Origin of the sequence: Micromonospora sp. MH99, from assembly GCF_021442385.1 — a bacterium.
GTDB lineage: Bacteria > Actinomycetota > Actinomycetes > Mycobacteriales > Micromonosporaceae > Micromonospora.
The window spans coordinates 137,637-153,423 of the sequence record NZ_MUZA01000008.1 but is presented as its reverse complement, the minus strand read 5'-3'; the positions used below and the strand labels follow the sequence as shown (position 1 = coordinate 153,423).

13 protein-coding genes are annotated in these 15,787 nt (G+C 71.8%); 3 read left to right on the top strand and 10 right to left on the bottom strand.

Annotated elements, in window-relative coordinates; all coding sequences use genetic code 11:
• Together B0E54_RS06980 and B0E54_RS06975 are read right to left on the bottom strand one after the other, a co-directional pair.
• A partial coding sequence (locus B0E54_RS06980) for an ATP-dependent DNA helicase RecQ (protein WP_234582430.1) occupies positions 1–1,824 on the bottom strand: 1,824 nt, incomplete at its 3' end.
• Between the two features lie 56 nt (positions 1,825–1,880).
• Positions 1,881–3,641 carry a BTAD domain-containing putative transcriptional regulator gene (locus B0E54_RS06975; protein ID WP_234582429.1) on the bottom strand — a complete coding sequence of 587 codons (1,761 nt, stop codon included), beginning with the start codon at positions 3,639–3,641 and terminating at the stop codon, positions 1,881–1,883.
• A gap of 142 nt (positions 3,642–3,783) precedes the next feature.
• Here B0E54_RS06975 and B0E54_RS06970 point away from each other — a divergent pair, with 142 nt between their 5' ends.
• The gene (locus B0E54_RS06970; protein WP_234582428.1) at positions 3,784–4,602 is read left to right on the top strand and encodes a hypothetical protein; all 819 of its coding nucleotides are present in this window, start codon (positions 3,784–3,786) and stop codon (positions 4,600–4,602) included.
• A gap of 99 nt (positions 4,603–4,701) precedes the next feature.
• On the opposite strand, the gene B0E54_RS06965 is transcribed toward B0E54_RS06970, so the two are convergent.
• From B0E54_RS06965 to B0E54_RS06935, 7 genes are all read right to left on the bottom strand, one after another.
• Positions 4,702–5,448 carry an SDR family NAD(P)-dependent oxidoreductase gene (locus B0E54_RS06965; RefSeq protein ID WP_234582427.1) on the bottom strand — a complete coding sequence of 249 codons (747 nt, stop codon included), beginning with the start codon at positions 5,446–5,448 and terminating at the stop codon, positions 4,702–4,704.
• 97 nt (positions 5,449–5,545) lie between these two features.
• Positions 5,546–6,655, bottom strand: coding sequence for a branched-chain amino acid ABC transporter permease (locus tag B0E54_RS06960; protein WP_234582426.1), 1,110 nt, complete (start codon positions 6,653–6,655; stop codon positions 5,546–5,548).
• A complete protein-coding gene (locus B0E54_RS06955; protein WP_234582425.1) occupies positions 6,652–7,542 on the bottom strand; it encodes a branched-chain amino acid ABC transporter permease in 891 nt (296 codons plus the stop codon). The genes B0E54_RS06960 and B0E54_RS06955 overlap by 4 nt, the downstream gene beginning before the upstream one ends.
• A complete protein-coding gene (locus B0E54_RS06950; protein WP_234582437.1) occupies positions 7,539–8,261 on the bottom strand; it encodes an ABC transporter ATP-binding protein in 723 nt (240 codons plus the stop codon). Before B0E54_RS06950 ends, B0E54_RS06955 begins: the two co-directional genes overlap by 4 nt.
• 56 nt (positions 8,262–8,317) lie before the next feature.
• Positions 8,318–9,061 carry an ABC transporter ATP-binding protein gene (locus tag B0E54_RS06945; RefSeq protein WP_139586386.1) on the bottom strand — a complete coding sequence of 248 codons (744 nt, stop codon included), beginning with the start codon at positions 9,059–9,061 and terminating at the stop codon, positions 8,318–8,320.
• Positions 9,062–9,064: 3 nt separating this feature from the next.
• Positions 9,065–10,264: a substrate-binding domain-containing protein gene (locus B0E54_RS06940; protein ID WP_234582424.1), complete on the bottom strand. Its 1,200-nt coding sequence runs from the start codon at positions 10,262–10,264 to the stop codon at positions 9,065–9,067.
• A 498-nt stretch (positions 10,265–10,762) separates the two neighbouring features.
• A complete protein-coding gene (locus B0E54_RS06935; protein ID WP_234582423.1) occupies positions 10,763–11,875 on the bottom strand; it encodes a glycerophosphodiester phosphodiesterase in 1,113 nt (370 codons plus the stop codon).
• Positions 11,876–12,017: 142 nt separating this feature from the next.
• On the opposite strand from B0E54_RS06935, the gene B0E54_RS06930 reads away from it, so the two are divergent.
• Together B0E54_RS06930 and B0E54_RS06925 are read left to right on the top strand one after the other, a co-directional pair.
• On the top strand, positions 12,018–13,352 hold the full coding sequence (locus B0E54_RS06930) for a TrkH family potassium uptake protein (RefSeq protein WP_234582422.1): 1,335 nt from the start codon (positions 12,018–12,020) through the stop codon (positions 13,350–13,352).
• Between the two features lie 17 nt (positions 13,353–13,369).
• Entirely contained in the window at positions 13,370–14,038 is a 669-nt protein-coding gene (locus tag B0E54_RS06925) for a TrkA family potassium uptake protein (RefSeq protein ID WP_234582421.1), read from the top strand.
• Positions 14,039–14,077: 39 nt separating this feature from the next.
• Here B0E54_RS06925 and B0E54_RS06920 read toward each other — a convergent pair whose 3' ends face one another.
• Positions 14,078–15,721, bottom strand: a complete 1,644-nt coding sequence (locus B0E54_RS06920) for a serine/threonine-protein kinase (RefSeq protein WP_234582420.1) — start codon at positions 15,719–15,721, stop codon at positions 14,078–14,080.
• Between the last annotated feature and the right edge of the window lie 66 nt (positions 15,722–15,787).

The following is a 15,787-nucleotide window of genomic DNA, read 5'->3' as shown; positions in this document are numbered from 1 at the left end:
CCGGGGCCGCCGGCGGGAGCCCACCGCGACCACGCCGACCGGGCGGCGTGGCCACGGGTCGTCGCCGTGCGCCCACGCCTTCAGCACCTCGACCACCACGCCGGCGACGTCGTCGGGCACCGGCGCGTCGGGCGCCTCCGGGCCCACCAGGGCCCGCAGCCGGCCACCCCAGCCCAGGTCGGAGAGGCGCCCGACGGCACGGCCGGGCAGCGCCTGCTCCGCGGGGGCGATCCGGCCCTTGAGCGGTACGCCCACCGCGTCCAGCCCGGTCGGCCAGAGCTTCTTCGGGGCGATCTCCACGCCGGGGCGACCCAGGAAGGTCTGCGCTGCGCCGAGCGCCGCAGTCGACACGTCGGCGGCGAAGAGCGGATCGGCGCACCTGTCGCAGCGGCCGCAGTCGGTCGCCTCGGTGTCGTCCAGGCGTTCCCGTAGATACCGCATCCGGCAGTCGGACGTGGTCGCGTACTCCCGCATGGCCTGTTGCTCGACGGTGCGCGCCTCGGCGACGCGGCGCAACCGGGCCTCGTCATAGACCCACGGCTCGCCGGTGGCGAGCCAGCCACCGCGCACCCGGCGGACCGCGCCGTCCACGTCGAGGACCTTGAGCATCAACTCCAGGCGGGCCCGGCGCAGGTCGACGAGGGGTTCGAGGGCCTGGGTGGAGAGCGGACGGTCGGTGTGCAGGGCGGCCAGCACGGCCCGGACCTGCTGCTCGGGCGGGAACGCCAACGAGGCGAAGTACCGCCAGATCGCGGCGTCCTCGACGCCGGGCAGCAGCAGCACCTCGGCGTGCTCGACGGCGCGGCCGGCGCGGCCGACCTGCTGGTAGTACGCGATCGGCGAGGGTGGTGCGCCGAGGTGGACGACGAAGCCCAGGTCGGGCTTGTCGAAGCCCATACCGAGGGCGCTGGTGGCGACCAACGCCTTGATCTTGTTGTCGAGCAGGTCCTGTTCGGCGGCCCGCCGGTCGGCGTCGTCGGACTGCCCGCTGTACGAGGCGACCGGATAGCCCCGGGAGCGCAGGAACTCGGCCGTCTCCCCCGCTGCCGCGACGGTGAGCGTGTAGACGATGCCGGACCCGGGCAGCTCGTCCAGGTGGTCGGCGAGCCAGGCCAGCCGGTGCGACGGGCTGGGCAGGTCGAGGACGCCGAGCCGCAGCGACTCGCGGTCCAGCGTGCCGCGCAGGACGAGCGCGTCACCCAACTGCTCGGCCACGTCCTGGGTGACCCGGGCGTTGGCGGTGGCGGTGGTGGCCAGCACGGGCGTGCGCTCCGGCAGGTTGGCGAGGAAGGTGCGCAGCCGCCGGTAGTCCGGCCGGAAGTCGTGACCCCAGTCGGAGACGCAGTGCGCCTCGTCGACCACCAGCAGCCCTGTCGTCGCGGCCAGCTTCGGCAGCACGCCGTCGCGGAAGTCCGGGTTGTTGAGCCGCTCCGGGCTGATCAGCAGCACGTCCACGGCACCGGCCTGGATCTCGGCGGTGATCTCGTCCCACTCGTCGAGGTTGGCCGAGTTGATCGTGCGAGCCCGGATGCCGGCCCGCGCGGCGGCCTCCACCTGGTTGCGCATGAGCGCCAGCAGCGGCGACACGATGACGGTGGGGCCGGCCTGGTCGCCCTGCCCACTGTCGCGCAGCAGGGCGGTGGCCACGAAGTAGACGGCGGACTTGCCCCAACCGGTGCGCTGCACGCAGAGCACCCGTCGCCGGTCGACGACCAACGCCTCGATGGCCCGCCACTGATCCTCGCGCAGTCGGGCGTGCTCACCGGCCAGCCGGCGCAGCACCGCCTCGGCCCGCTCCCGTACCGCCGCCCGTTCGTCGCCCATCCGGCATTTCTACCAGCGCCGTCCGTCAGAACCCCGGGCCGCGCGGGAGGTGCCGGTCACGATCCGCGCGTTCGCGCCTCGTCGGGTCGGGACGCCGGGGGCAGGAAGAGCAACAGGTCGCGCAGGGGCTCGGTCGCACTCGGAGGCAGCAGGCAGCGCGCCGCGAGCTCTTCCATCGAGGCGTACGGGCCGCGCAGCCAGCGGTCCACCACGATCTGCCGGCCCTGCTCGCTCGTCAGGCCGGGCAGGGCCGTGAGCACCTGCTCCGGGACCGCGTTGACGTCGACCAGTCCACCGTCGTCGAAGGTGCCGGGCAGGTCGGGCCGGCCGAGTCCCAGCTCGGCCCGGGCGGCCGGGTAGTGGTAGAGCAGGTAGCGGGCGTGCTCCCGCCGGATGCGCCGCTCCTCGTCGGCGCGACCCCGGGCGCTGTCCGGTCTGCCGGTGATCGCCTCCCAGAGGCCACGGCTGAGCAGGACCACGTGCACCGCCCCGGCGAGCCAGGTGATGAGGGCCAGGCCGAGGAAGGTCACCGCCTCCGGCCCGGGCACCTCGGCGTCCGGATTCTCGATGTCGAGCATCGTCACCTCGACGACGAGCAGCGCGAGGTAGCCCACGCCCGCGACCGCGAGGCGCCAACTCCGGCGCCAACCCGCGTAGGCCAGGATCACCAGCCAGGTCAGGCAACCGAACGAGAGCAGGACGAGCACCGTACCGAGGATCGTGACGGTCCTGCTCGCCCAGCGCGGCGCCTGCCGCCGCGGGGGTTTCGTGCCGCTCGCCGGAGGCGGCGAGTACGGAGGCGGCGGCAGGGGCAGCGGGGGCGGCGCTGACACGACGGTCGGCGCCGCCGGTCCCGGTTGGGTGGGGATGAGACCTGCGGGTGCGACCACCGGCCGCGGCGTCTCCGGTTCGGGCGCCGTGGCGACCACCGGCCGCGGTGTCTCCGGTTCGGGCGCCGTGGCGACCACCGGCGGCGGTGTCTCCGGTTCGGGCGCCGTGGCGACCACCGGCGGCGGTGTCTCCGGTTCGGTGGAGGGCTTCGCCACCACCAGGGTCGGATCGGAGCGCAGGATGCGCCGGTGGAGTTCCTGCAACACCTCGCCCGGCTCGATGCCGTACTCCTCGCGGAGCAGGTCGCCGAACTCCCGGTAGGCGGCGAGCGCCTCCGCCTGCCGCCCGCTGCGATAGAGCGCGAGCATGAGCTGGTGTCGCAGCCGTTCCCGGACCGGGAACTCGGCCACCAGCTCCACCAGCTCGCCGACCGCCTCACGGTGCCGGCCGAGGTCCAGCGTCAACTCTGCCCGGGTCTCCAACGCGACGGCCCGCAACTCCACCAGCCGCTGCCGGGCCGCCTCGAAGATCGGTCCGGTGAAGCCGGTGAACGGCTCCCCCTGCCACAGGTCCAGGGCGGTGGCCAGCTCACTCAGCGCCTGCTCGGTACTCCCGGCCGCATGCCGCTGCCGGACCGCCTGCACGCCCCGTTCGAAGCGGACCGCGTCCACCGCCTCGGGGTTCACCCGCAGCAGATAGCCGGCGTCGGTCAGGCTGAGCACCTGCCCCGGCGTACGCGGCGACCGGTCCGGCTCCAGCACCCGACGCAGTCCGGCCACGTACTTCTGCACGACGTTGGGGCCGTTCGCGGGTGGCTCCTCCGGCCAGACCGCGTCGACGATCTGCCCTGTGGACACCGGGCGACCGGCGGAGAGCAGCAGTACGGCGAGCACCGCGCGCTGCTTGCCCGGACCGAGGTCGATCTCCCGGTCGGCGTACCAGGCCCGCTGAGGCCCGAGAATCTCGAAACGCAGTTGGCCTGACATGCGAGTTTCCGCTCCTGACACCCCCGGGACAGCCGGACGGCAGTGCCCGGCAGCCGGACGGCAGCATATCGGCAGCCGAACCGCCGTGCCGGCCGGCAGCATCGTCGTCGGCAGAAGCCAGGCAGCGAGAAAGAGAAGTGCGATGACACAGGCAACGGGCACCGCCGGCACCATCCGACGGACGGCCTTCACGGCCGCCGCCGTGCTGGCCTCGACCACCCTGCTCGCGGGTTGCGGGTCGAAGAGCGAACCGGCCGCGGCGCCACCGAGCAGCCCGTCCGCCAGCCCGAGCGTCAGCCCGAAGGAGGCGCTCCTCGACGCCGTCCCGGACGGCACCGAGGGGGCGTTCCGGTTCAGCGGCAAGGACGCGTCGAGCACTATCGACGGCCGGATCGACCCGGCGGCGAAGGCATTCGAACTCAACATGGTCATGCCGCCCGACGACGGCATCGTGGTGAAGATGTCGTTCCTGGTGATCGAGGACCAGAACTGGGTGAAGGCGAAGTTCAGCGGCCGTCCCGGCCTGCCGAAGTTCCCCGACAAGTGGATGAAGCTGGACCCCACGAAGCTGACCGACGCCGCGAGCATCCCGACGTACGACGGCGTGGACCAGGGCAACGCCGGTCCGCTGATCCAGGCCGCCACCTCGGTCGAGGAGAAGAGCCCCGGTCAGTACGCCGGGTTCATCGACGTGAGCGACACGGAGGCGGCGAAGGCGCTGGAGGAGGGCGAGGCGGCGGCCCTCGGGGAGGCCGCCAAGAAGGTGCCGTTCACCGCTGTCGTCGGCGCGGACAAGCACCTGGCCTCGCTGACGTTGAAGATGCCGGCAGCCGGCAAGGCGAAGGCGTACGACTACGTCGTGAAGTACGCCGACTACGGCAGCGCGCCGAAGATCAGCGCGCCGACCGGCGCCGCCGCAACGAAGGCGCCGGCGGGAGCGTACGAGTTGTTGAACGGCTGATCCACGACGCACAGGGCGGCGGCCACACGGGGGGCCGCCGCCCTGTCGTCGTGCGCGGACGGTGGCGTGCTCGGTGCGCAGCGGATCGGCGTGGCGTGCTCAGCGGCCGAGGACCGAGCCGCCGTTGACGCCGAGGACCTGGCCGGTCACGTAGCCGGCAGCCGGGCTGGCGAGATAGCGGACCGCCTCGGCGATGTCGTCCGGCAGTCCGGGACGCTTGACGAGGGTCTCCGCGACCCGCTTCGCGTACCCCTCGGGTGTCATCCGGTCGCCGAAGAACTCGGTCTCGGCGACGTAGCCGGGGCTCACCACGTTGACCGTGATCTGCTCCGGGCCGAGCTGCGCCGCCAGGGTGTACGCCCAACCGTGCAGGGCCGCCTTCGCCGCCGCGTACGCGTCAGCGCCGCCCCGCTGCGCGGCGATCGAACTGACCATGATCACCCGACCGCCGGGCCGACGCAGCGCCGGCCGCAGCGCCTCGGTCAGCAGCACTGCGGTGAGCACGTTGGCGTCGAGGTTGGCCCGCCAGTGCGCGGCGGTGCCGGCCAGCGTGTCGGTGTCCCCGGCCAGGTAACCGCCCGCGTTGTTGACCACCACGTCGACCGCCCGGTCACCGACCGCCGCGAGGACCGCGTCGAGCTGCCCAGGATCGGTCAGGTCCGCCGTCACGGCGGTGACGGCGTCCGGCCGACCGCAGTCGGCGGAGATCCGGTCGGCGGCAGCAGTCAACACGTCCACCCGCCGCCCGACGATCAGCACGTCGTACCCATCCCGGGCAAGCGCCCCCGCGACGGCCGCCCCGATCCCGGTCCCACCCCCACTGACAACCGCAACCCGCTGTCCCACCTGACTGCCTCCCCATCCGCAGAACCCCGTCGATCATGAAGTTATCGCCACCCGCGACGGCGTGTCGTGGCAATAACTTCATGATCAACGGGGGGGTTCACCTGCGGGGGGACGGGCGGAGGGATCTGGTCAGGGCGGTGAGGCGGGGGGCGAGGCTGGTCATGCCTCCGGGGAAGAAGTACACGGCCAGGATGAAGACCGTGCCCAGGACGAACAGGGGCTGGCTCAGCGGGTGGCTGAGGACGGCCGGCAGGTTGTCGACCGCGTCGCTCGTGCCGAACGCGGTGAGCCGGTGGTCCAGGTACATGTAGAGGACGCCGCCGAGCACCGGCCCCCACCGGGTGCCCGGCCCGCCGAGCACCACCATGACCAGCAGCGACAGGGTCAGCTCGGAGGACGTGATGTGCGGTGACGCGCCGCCGACGATCAGGACGTAGACCACCCCGCCCGCCGAGGCCAGCCCGCCGGCCAGGGTGAACGCCACCAGCTTGTAGCGGTACGGGTCCAGCCCGAGCACACCGATCCGCCGCTCGTCGTCGCGCAGCCCGGCGAGCACCCGCCCGGTCGGCGACCCGCTGACCCGGTGCACGACGAACACCACAAGCGTCAGGTACGCCAACGCCAACCAGTACAGGTTGACCGTGTTGGTCACCCCCACCAGCCCGGCGGGCAGCCCGGACACGTCCAGCGGCAGACCCTCCTCGCCACCGGTCAGCCCACCGAAGTCCCGGGCTACCAGGATCGCGCCGACCTGCGCGAAGGCCAGGGTGACCATGGCGAACGCGATGCCCACGGTCCGCAGCGCCACAGCGCCGAGCAGCGCGGCGAGGATCGTGCCGCCGGTGATGGTCAGCAGCGCCGCCTGCCACAGCGGCAGGCCGGCCCGGGTGACCAGGATGTCGGTGCCGTAGACACCTGCGGCGAAGTACAGCGCGTGCCCGAAGGACAGCATGCCGGTCCGGCCGAAGAGCAGGTCGTACCCGGCCGCCAGCCCGCCGAAGATCAGGCAGATGGCGAGCAGTTGCAGGGTGCCGGGCGAGTTGACCGGCCCCTCGAAGATCCCCGGCAGGGAGATCGTCGAGTACGGCAGGATCGCCATCACGACCAGCGCAACCAGTGGCAGGAACGGGCGGACCCGGTGCCACCGCCCCCGCTGCGGGGTCAGTTCGTCGGGTACCTGCGCGGGAGGCGCGTCGATGACCGTCATGCCGTTGCCACCTTTCCGGCGATGCCCTGCGGGCGCAGCAGCAGCACCACGGCCAGCAGGCCGACCACGCAGATGTCGCCCAGCCCGGACGTGCCGTAGTAGTTGACGAACTGCTGCACCAGCCCGACCACGACCGCCGCGTACGCGGAGCCGACCACCGAGCCCATCCCGCCGATCACCACCACGATGAACGCGAAGATCAGCAGCGAGCCGCCCTGACCGGGCGAGACGGTGCCGAAGTAGACGCCGCCGAGCGCGCCGGCGAGCGCGGCAGCGGCCCCGCCGATCGCGAAGACCAGGGTGAACGCCTTGCGCACGTCGATGCCGAGAGCGGTGACCATCTCCCGGTTCTCCACTCCGGCCCGGATCACCAGGCCATAGCGGGTCCACCGCAGGAACGCCAGGATCGCGCCGAGCACCAGCACCGCCGCGACGATCAGCAACAGGCCACCGTTGGGCACCTGGGCGCCGAGGATCCCGGTCACCTGCCGGGTCCAGTCCGGGCGCGGGAACGGCCGGGCGTCCGCACCCCAGGTGGCCTGGAGCAGCGCCACCCCGGCCAGCGACAGCCCGACGGTGACCAGCACCTGCTCGATGGTGCGCGAGTACAGCGGGCGGATCAGCACCAACTCGACCAGGATCGCCACCAGCGTGCCGGCGGCCACCCCGAAGGCGACAGCGAACACGAAGCCGAACCCGTCCGGGCCGGCGCCCGGCAGGTTGCCCGCCGCCCACCAGGTGCCGTACGCGCCGACGCCGAGGAACAGCCCGTGCGCGAAGTTGAGCACGTCGGCCAGGCCGAAGACCAGGGACAGGCCGGACGCGACCAGGAAGTACAGCGCCGCCAGGCCCAGCCCGGTCAACGTCAACAGGATCACCGTGCTCATGCCCTGACCTCCGCGCCCACACCCAGCAGCGACTTCGTCAGCGCGGTCTCCAGCAGCAGGTCCTGCGCGTTGCCGGTCCAGGCGACCCGGCCGGCGGAGAGCACCACCGCGTCGCGGGCCAGCCGGCGTACGACCGCCAGGTTCTGCTCCACGAGCAGCACCGGCACCGACTCCGCGACCCGTTCCAACACCTCGGCCACCTCGGTCACCACCTTCGGCGCCAACCCCTTGGTCGGCTCGTCGACCAGCAGCAGCCGGTTGTCGTTGAGCAGCACCCGCCCGATCGCGAGCATCTGCTGCTGCCCGCCGGAGAGCGAACCCGCCCGTTGGCGTCCGCGCCGGTCCAGCTCCGGAAAGAGCGCGAAGACCTTGTCGTACGCCGGAGTGGTGCCCCGCCGCTCGGCGAGCCGCAGGTTCTCCGCGACGGTGAGGCCGGCGAACACGCAGCGGTCCTCGGGCACGTAGCCGAGCCCACCGCGGACCAGCCGGTGCGTGGGGCGGGCCAGCAGACTCTGCGCGCCCATCCGGATCGTGCCGCGGACCTCGCCGGCGGGCGGGGTGAGACCGACGATCGCGCGCAACGTGGTGGTCTTGCCGACCCCGTTGCGGCCGAGCAGGACTGTCACCCCGGTCGGGGCGACGGTGAAGGACACGCCCTGGAGGATGTGCAGCCCGGAGATCCGGACCGACAGGTCCTCCACGGTGAGAATCGGTTCCAGCTGAGCCGCTTCCGTTCGCGACTGCGGGGCTCGCAAACCCGGCTCACTCCTCGCGCTCACAGCGACTCCCCCAGGTAGGCCTCTTGCACTGTGGGGTTCGCCATCACCGTCTCCGGGGTGTCGCAGGCCAGCAGCGCGCCGTGGTGCATGACGGCGATCCGGTCGGCCAGCTCCAGGATCACGTCCATGTGGTGTTCGACCATCAGCACCGCCCGACCGCTGTCCCCGGTCAACGACTTGATGACGGCGACCAGCTCGGGCACGTCCTCGGCGCTGACGCCGGCCATCGGCTCGTCGAGCAGCATCACCCGCGGTTCACCGGCGAGCAGCAGAGCGATCTCCAGCTTGCGCTTCTCGCCGTGCGCCAGGGTGCCGGCCAGCGCCGTACCCCGGTGGGCGAGGCCGACCCGGTCGAGCGCCGCGTCGGCGGCGGCGGCGACCTCCCGGTCGGCCGCCGCCCGCCGCCACAGTGCCATCGAGCCCCCGCGGTGCGCCTGCACGGCGAGCCGGACGTTCTCCCGCACGCTGAGCGAGCCGAAGACCGACGACGCCTGGAAGGTACGGCCCAGACCGAGGCGGGCCCGCCGGTGCGGCGCAAGCCCACCGATGTCCTGCCCGTCCAGGGTGATCCGACCCTCAGTGGCCCGGCGCAGGCCGGTGATCAGGTTGAACAGTGACGTCTTGCCGGCGCCGTTCGGCCCGATCACGCCCAGGAACTCCCCGGGCGCCAGGTCGAGGTAGACGCTGTCGACGATGGCGACCTCACCGATCCGCCAGGTCAGACCGCGGGTGGCGAGCATTTCTCAGCCCTTCATCGCCACGGCCGGCGGCGCGGTCTCGTCACCGGTGAGGCTCTTCTGCGCGGTCGCCGTGAAGGCGGTGCCGCTGCCGGTCAGCTTGGCCTGGAACATCGGCTGGAGCAGCGCGTGGTCGGCGGCCCGGATGGTCATCTTGCCCTTGACCCCGTCGAAGCTCCAGCCCTCCAGCGCGGTGACCATCTTGTCGACGTCGTCCCCACCCTCCTGCGCGGCGCGGACCACCATCTGGGCGGCGGCGAAGCCGTCCGGGTGGAACAGGTCGATGGTGCTGACCTTCGCCTTGAGGGCCTTGCTGGCCTCGGTGTCGGACGCACCGTCGAAGTAGTGCGACAGGAAGGAGATCTTCGCGCCGGCCGCGCCGAAGGTCGGCCAGGAGGCCCGGATGTCCAGCCCGGTGACGACAGTGGTGGAGGAGAGCACTCCCTGCTGGTCGAGCGTCTGCCACATGGCCGGTGCGGTCGTGCCGGCCCAGGCCACGAAGAGCAGGTCCGGCTTGGCCGCCTTGATCTGGCTGGCGAACGGCGTGAACTCGGTGGCGCTGGCCGGTGCCCGGACGCTGCTCACGGTGGCGCCCGCGCTACCGATGACCGCCTTGACGGCCGCCTCGTTGGCGTCGCCGAACGCGCCGTCCTGGGCGAAGACCACCACCTTCTTGCCGGCCGGGTCGCCGATGAACGACTTGGCGGTCACCACGTCCTGGTAGGACTGCCGGCCCGAGCGGAACGTGTACTTGTTGGCCCCGGTCACCGCGTCGGTCGCGGCCGGGCCGGAGATGAAGAGAACCTTGTTCTGCGCCGCGATCGGCGCGACCTGGAGCGCCACACCGGACGCGGTCGAACCGGCAATGATCTTCGTACCCTTGCCGATCAGGTCCTTCGCGGCGGAGACCGCCTTGGCCGGGTCACCGGCGTCGTCGACCTCGGTCAGCTCGATCTTCCGGTCACCCACCTTGCCGGTGCCCTTGGTGGCGAAGTCCAGCCCCGCCTTGAACCCCTCGACGTACTGCTTTCCGTAGCTGGCCAGGGCTCCCGACTGGGAGTACACCAGGCCGACCTTGACCGGGGCGGCGTTGTCGCCGCCGCCGGTGGCGGTGTCCTGCGGGCTACCGCAGGCCGTTGCGGCGAGCGCCGCAGCCATCATCGTGGCGGCGGAGAGGAACGCCCGCCGCGTGTGCCGGACCGTCATCGCGACTCCAGGTGAGGACAGGATGCTGTGTTGTCGGCTCACGCTAGAAGTGACGTCACCCACGGGCTATGTGGCGGAAACACACAAGTAACCGGAAGGGGGTGGCCCGGGGTAACAGCGGACCGCACTACCACCCTCCGCGCCGGCCTCCCGATGGCCGTAAGCGCCGCAAATGGATCGACGGGTGTGTCGCCCTGAGCCATCCGCTATCCGCCATCCGCCGTCAGCCGCAGGCCGCCGTGGTCCGCCGGCTGCGGGCACCGCCGCCGACCCGCCGCCCCTCGATGGTCGAGCAGGCGAAGATCGTCGCAACTTCCCTGATGTTGCTGCCTCCGCCGGCCCCGAGACAGCAATTTCCCTGATGTTGCCGTCTCGTGCCGCGCTTCGCCCCGTCGAGATCGTGCTCGATCGTGGATGTAGTGGCCTCCGGGGCGCGGCGAGGCCACTACTTCCTGGATCGAGCACGATCTTGCGGGTGGTCTCGCGGCTCGGACTGGGTCAGAGGCCGGCGCGGGCGGCGACGGCGGTGTCCGGGTGGTCGCTGAACACGCCGTCCAGACCCAGGCCGAGGAAGAGTTCGTACTCGGACGTGATGTCGCCGCGCGCGTTCGGGTCGGTGCCGATCCGGAAGTCCACGGGAAGGAACTGGTTCTCCGCGCGGAACGTCCACGCGTGCACGAGCAGCCGCTCGCGGTGCGCGTCGCGTACCACGTTCGTCGGGGCGAGCAGCTTGCCGGCGGCGTCGCGGGGCACGATCAAATTCTTGTTCGCCCCGATGCCGTCGGCGTAGCCGGCAATCCACTTCAGGCCGGCCGCCGTGGCGAGGTCCTGGTAGCTGCGGGTGTCGCCGGCGACGGTGAAGTCGTACGGGCGGCCTGTCGCGTCGAGCAGCTGGACGAGCTTCACGTCGGTCATCCGGCTCAGCCGGCGCAGGTTGGCCGTCTCGAACGACTGGATGAAGACCGGCGAGTTCTTCCGGTCCAGCTTGTTCCGCCGCAGCACCGCGAGCAGCGGCTCCTCCAGCGGCAGGCCGATCGACGTGAAGTAGCTCGGGTGCTTGGTCTCCGGGTAGATGCCGATGGTGCGGCCCCGTGCCCGCCCCTCGGTGCGAGCGAGGTCGATGACCTCCTGGAGGGTGGGCACCTCGAAGCGGCCGTCGAAGGCGGTGTTCGCCACGCGGACCTGCGGCAGCCGCTCCTTGGCCCGCAGCGTCTTGAGCTCGGCCAGGGTGAAGTCCTCGGTGAACCAGCCGGTCACGGCGACACCGTCGATGGTCTTCGTCGCCTTGCGGGCGGCGAACTCCGGGTGCGTCGACACGTCGGTGGTGCCGGAGATCTCGTTCTCGTGCCGGGCGACCAGGACACCGTCGGAGGTGGACACCAGGTCCGGCTCGACGTAGTCGGCGCCCGTCCGGATCGCCAGCCGGTACGCCTCCAGGGTGTGCTCCGGCCGGTAGCCGCTGGCGCCCCGGTGACCGATGACGATCGGCCGGTCGGTGCCTCGGGCGCGGTCCGCTCCGGTCGAGGGGTCGGCGGCGGCCATGGTGGGAACGGCCACGGCGGCGGCGAGCAGCGCGCCGGCCACGCCGAAGATCGAGAGGGTACGTCGCAACGCCGTCTCCTGTCATCGAGGGTTGTCGCAGACAGCAGACCGCCCGCGATTGACCGGGAGTTGGTCGATGACTGGCCGGCAGGTGAATCTCCGGAATGGGCGTTCCCACTCGGGCGGTCATCCGGAAAAGGAAGATTGTCTGGTGCGCCGGTTACTCCGCAACCCCGTGCGGCTGGTGCCGCTGGGGTTCCTGGTGCCGATCCTGCTCGGCACCGCGCTGCTGCTGACGCGCTGGTCGACAGTCCAGCACCAACGTCCGCCCCTGGTCACCGCCCTGTTCACCGCCACCTCGGCGGTGTCCGTCACCGGCATGGCCGTCACCGACACCCCCAACTACTGGTCCGGCGGGGGTCTGGTGGTGATCACCCTGCTCACCCAGCTCGGCGGCCTGGGCATCCTCACCGTCGCGGCGCTTGTCATCCTCGTCGTCTCGCGCCAGCTCGGGCTGCGCAACCGGCTGCTGGTGCAGGCCGAGACGGCGGAGTTCGGGGTCGGTGACGTGGCCCGGCTGCTGCGCCGGATCGCGGTGACCGTCTTCGCGTGTGAGGCGGTGATGACCGCGCTGGTCGCCGGCCGGCTCTGGTGGGCGTACGACTACACACCCGGTCGGGCCCTCTGGTCCGGCGTGTTCCATGCCATCCAGGCGTTCAACAACGGCGGATTCGCGCTCTACTCGGACGGGCTGCTGGCGTTCGACCGCGATCCGTGGGTGTCGCTGCCGCTGGCGTTCGGTGCCATCGTCGGCGGGCTCGGGTTCCCGGCCCTGTTCGAGGCCGTACGCGAGTGGCGCCGGCCGGCGCGTTGGGCGGTGGCCACCAAGCTGACCATCTGGGGCAGCGTGGCACTGCTGCTGCTCGGCTTCGCCGGCCTGCTCGCCGCCGAGTGGACCAACGTCAGCACCATCGGCCTGTACGACGCCGAGGGCAAGGTGCTCGCGTCGTTCACCCAGATCGCGTTGAGCCGCACCGGTGGTTTCAGCGTGCTGAACATCCAGGACCTGCAGGAGGAGAGTTACCCGCTGCTGATCGTGTTGATGTTCATCGGCGGCGGCAGCGCCAGCACGGCCGGTGGCATCAAGGTGTCCACGTTCTTCCTGCTGGCGTTCACCATCTGGGCGGAGCTGCGCGGCGAGCCCGACGTGATGGTCGGGCACCGCCGGGTGGCCACCGCGAGTCAGCGGCAGGCCGTCACCGTGGCCCTGATCAGCGTCGCGCTGGTCACTGCCGGAACGATGCTGCTGTTGCTGCTCACCGAGGGCGTGCGGTTCATCGCCGCCCTGTTCGAGGTCACCTCCGCGTTCAGCACCACCGGGCTGACCATCGGCCTGGCCAGCGAGCTGCCGGCCAGCGGCCAGGTGGTGTTGACGGTGCTGATGTTCATCGGCCGGGTCGGGCCGCTCACCCTCGGGTCGGCGATCGCGCTGAACACCCGCCGCAGGCTCTACCGCTATCCCCAGGAACAACCAATTGTCGGCTGACGAGAAGGAGGGTCGAGGTGTCGGCGAGACGATCGGACGGCAGCGGCATCGTGGTGATCGGGCTGGGCCGGTTCGGGTGCCACCTGGCCGGCGCTCTCACCCGGATGGACCGTGAGGTGCTGGCCATCGACCGCGACCCGGATCAGGTGCAGCGCTTCTCGACCCAACTTGACCGGGTGGTCCAGGCGGACGCGACCGAGGATGGCGCCCTGCGGCAGCTCGGCGTCACCAGCTTCGACCGGGCCGTGGTGGCCATCGGGGCCTCGGTGGAGGCGAGCGTGCTCACCGTGCTGGCGCTGGTCGAGCTGGGTCTGCCGCAGATCTGGGCCCGCGCCACCTCGCAGAAGCACGCCAAGATCCTGTCGTCGGTGGGCGCGCACCACGTGATCTTTCCGGAGGCGGAGACCGGGGACCGGGTGGCGCATCTGATCGTCAGCCGGCTGCTCGACTTCATCGAGTTCGACGACGACTTCGCGATCGCCACCGTCCGCGTGCCGCAGTCGCTGGCCGGTCGCACCCTGCTCGACCTGCGCCCGGAGGAGCGCTACGGGGTCCGGGTGATCGGCGCGAAGGTGCCGGGTGAACGCTTCCGGTACGCCTCGGACGACACCGAACTGCCGCAGGGCGGGGTGCTGGTCGTGGAGGGCGGGATCGACCAGGTGCAGCGGTTCGCGGGGCGACGCTGACGCCTCACCTCGGGTGGCGAGCGTGCCCCTCAGGCACCTTCACCCTTTTCCCGGACCACCCGGCCCCTTCGCGGTCGCGGGCTTCGGTGCCTTCGCCTTCTCCTTCTCCGGTGCCTTCGGCGCCGGCGCCTTGGGAGCGACCTTCGTGGTGGTCTTCGTCGTCTTCTTGGTCGGCGCCTTCGTCGGGGCCGGCTTGGCCGGCGGGGCCGTGGACGGGGTCGTCCCGGCCACCCCGGAGACGCGTACGCCGCAGGTGGCGTCACCGAGCCGGAACTCCACCGGCAGCGGGTTGGCCCCGCTGTACGTCCCGGCGAGGGTGAGCTTCTCGGCCGCGCCCGGCGCCAGGGTCGTCCGCTGTGCCGCGGGTCGGATCTGCACGGTGCCGCCCTGCTGCTGCACCGGGGCGGGCTCCGCCTTCGTCACCGTCTGCTGCCCGGGGAACGTGAAGTTCATCGTCCAGTCCCGCAGCTCGTGGTCACCGGTGTTGGTCAGGGTCAGCTCGGCGGTGAAGTCCTTGCCGGAGTCGGTGCGCAGCGCGTACGCCACCTCGCAGGGCGCCGGCTCGGGCAGGCCCATCCGCGCCTCGGTGGTGGGCCGGTCCTCGCCGCTGGCCGGGCTGCGGGAGGTGAACCCCCACATCGCCCCGGTGACCGCGATGAGCCCGACGGCTGCCACCCCGGCCTCCACCCGCCGCCGCCGGCTCACCCGTCGGTCGCGGCTGCGCCGGGTACGCGACAGCGGAAGCGCGTCCGTCTCGGCCGACCAGGGCAGGATCGTGGTGCCGGCGTTGGCCAGCGCGGCGGGATCCAGCGGACCGCCGGCCGGCGACACCGGCACCGCCGCCAGCATGCCGGCCGCCTCGGCCAGGGTGCGGGCCAGCTCGGCGGTGCTCGGCCGGTCGGCGGGGCGCTTGGCCAGGCAGCGCCGCACCAGGTCGGTCACCGCGTCGGGCAGCCCGGGCACCGCCGGCATCGGGTCCGGGTCGCTGTACATGTGCGCACGCAGCATCTGCGTGGTCGTGTTCGCCTCCCACGGCAGCCGGCCGGTGAGCATCCGGTAGAGCAGCAGCCCCACGGCGTACACGTCGGTGGCCGGGGAGACCTGGCCGTTGTCCAGCCGCTCCGGCGCGAGGTAGGCGGGCGTGCCGAGCAGCGCGCCGTCCGGCCCCTTCTCGCTCTCCCCGACCAGCGCGGAGATACCGAAGTCGACCACCTTCACCCCGGTCGAGGTGAGCATGACGTTGCCCGGGGTGACGTCGCGGTGCACGACCCCACGAGCGTGCGCGGTGGCCAGCGCCGAGCTGACCTCCGCGCCGATGGTCACCGCCTCCCGCCACGGCAGCCGCATCTCCCGGCCCAGTCGGCCGGCCAGCGAACCGCCGTCGACAAGCTCCATAACCACGTACGGCACGGTGAGGCCGACCTGGTGGGACTCGCCGTAGTCGTACACGTTGGTGATGTTGGGGTGGCAGAGCCGCGCGGCGGCCTGCGCCTCGACGCGGATCCGGTGCCGGAAGGCCCGGTCGCTGGCCAGCCGCGAGGCCAGCACCTTCACCGCGACCTGGCGGCCCAGCACTTCGTCGTAACCGCGCCAGACCACGGACATGCCGCCCGCGCCGAGCTGCTCGATGAGCCGGTACCGCTCATCGAGGAGTTGCGCACCGTTCCGGTCCCCACCGCCCATGGTGGCCGTTGTTGCCCGCAGGAGAACGGGCTACACCTGAAGGATCGGAATCGGTCAGGAATATCA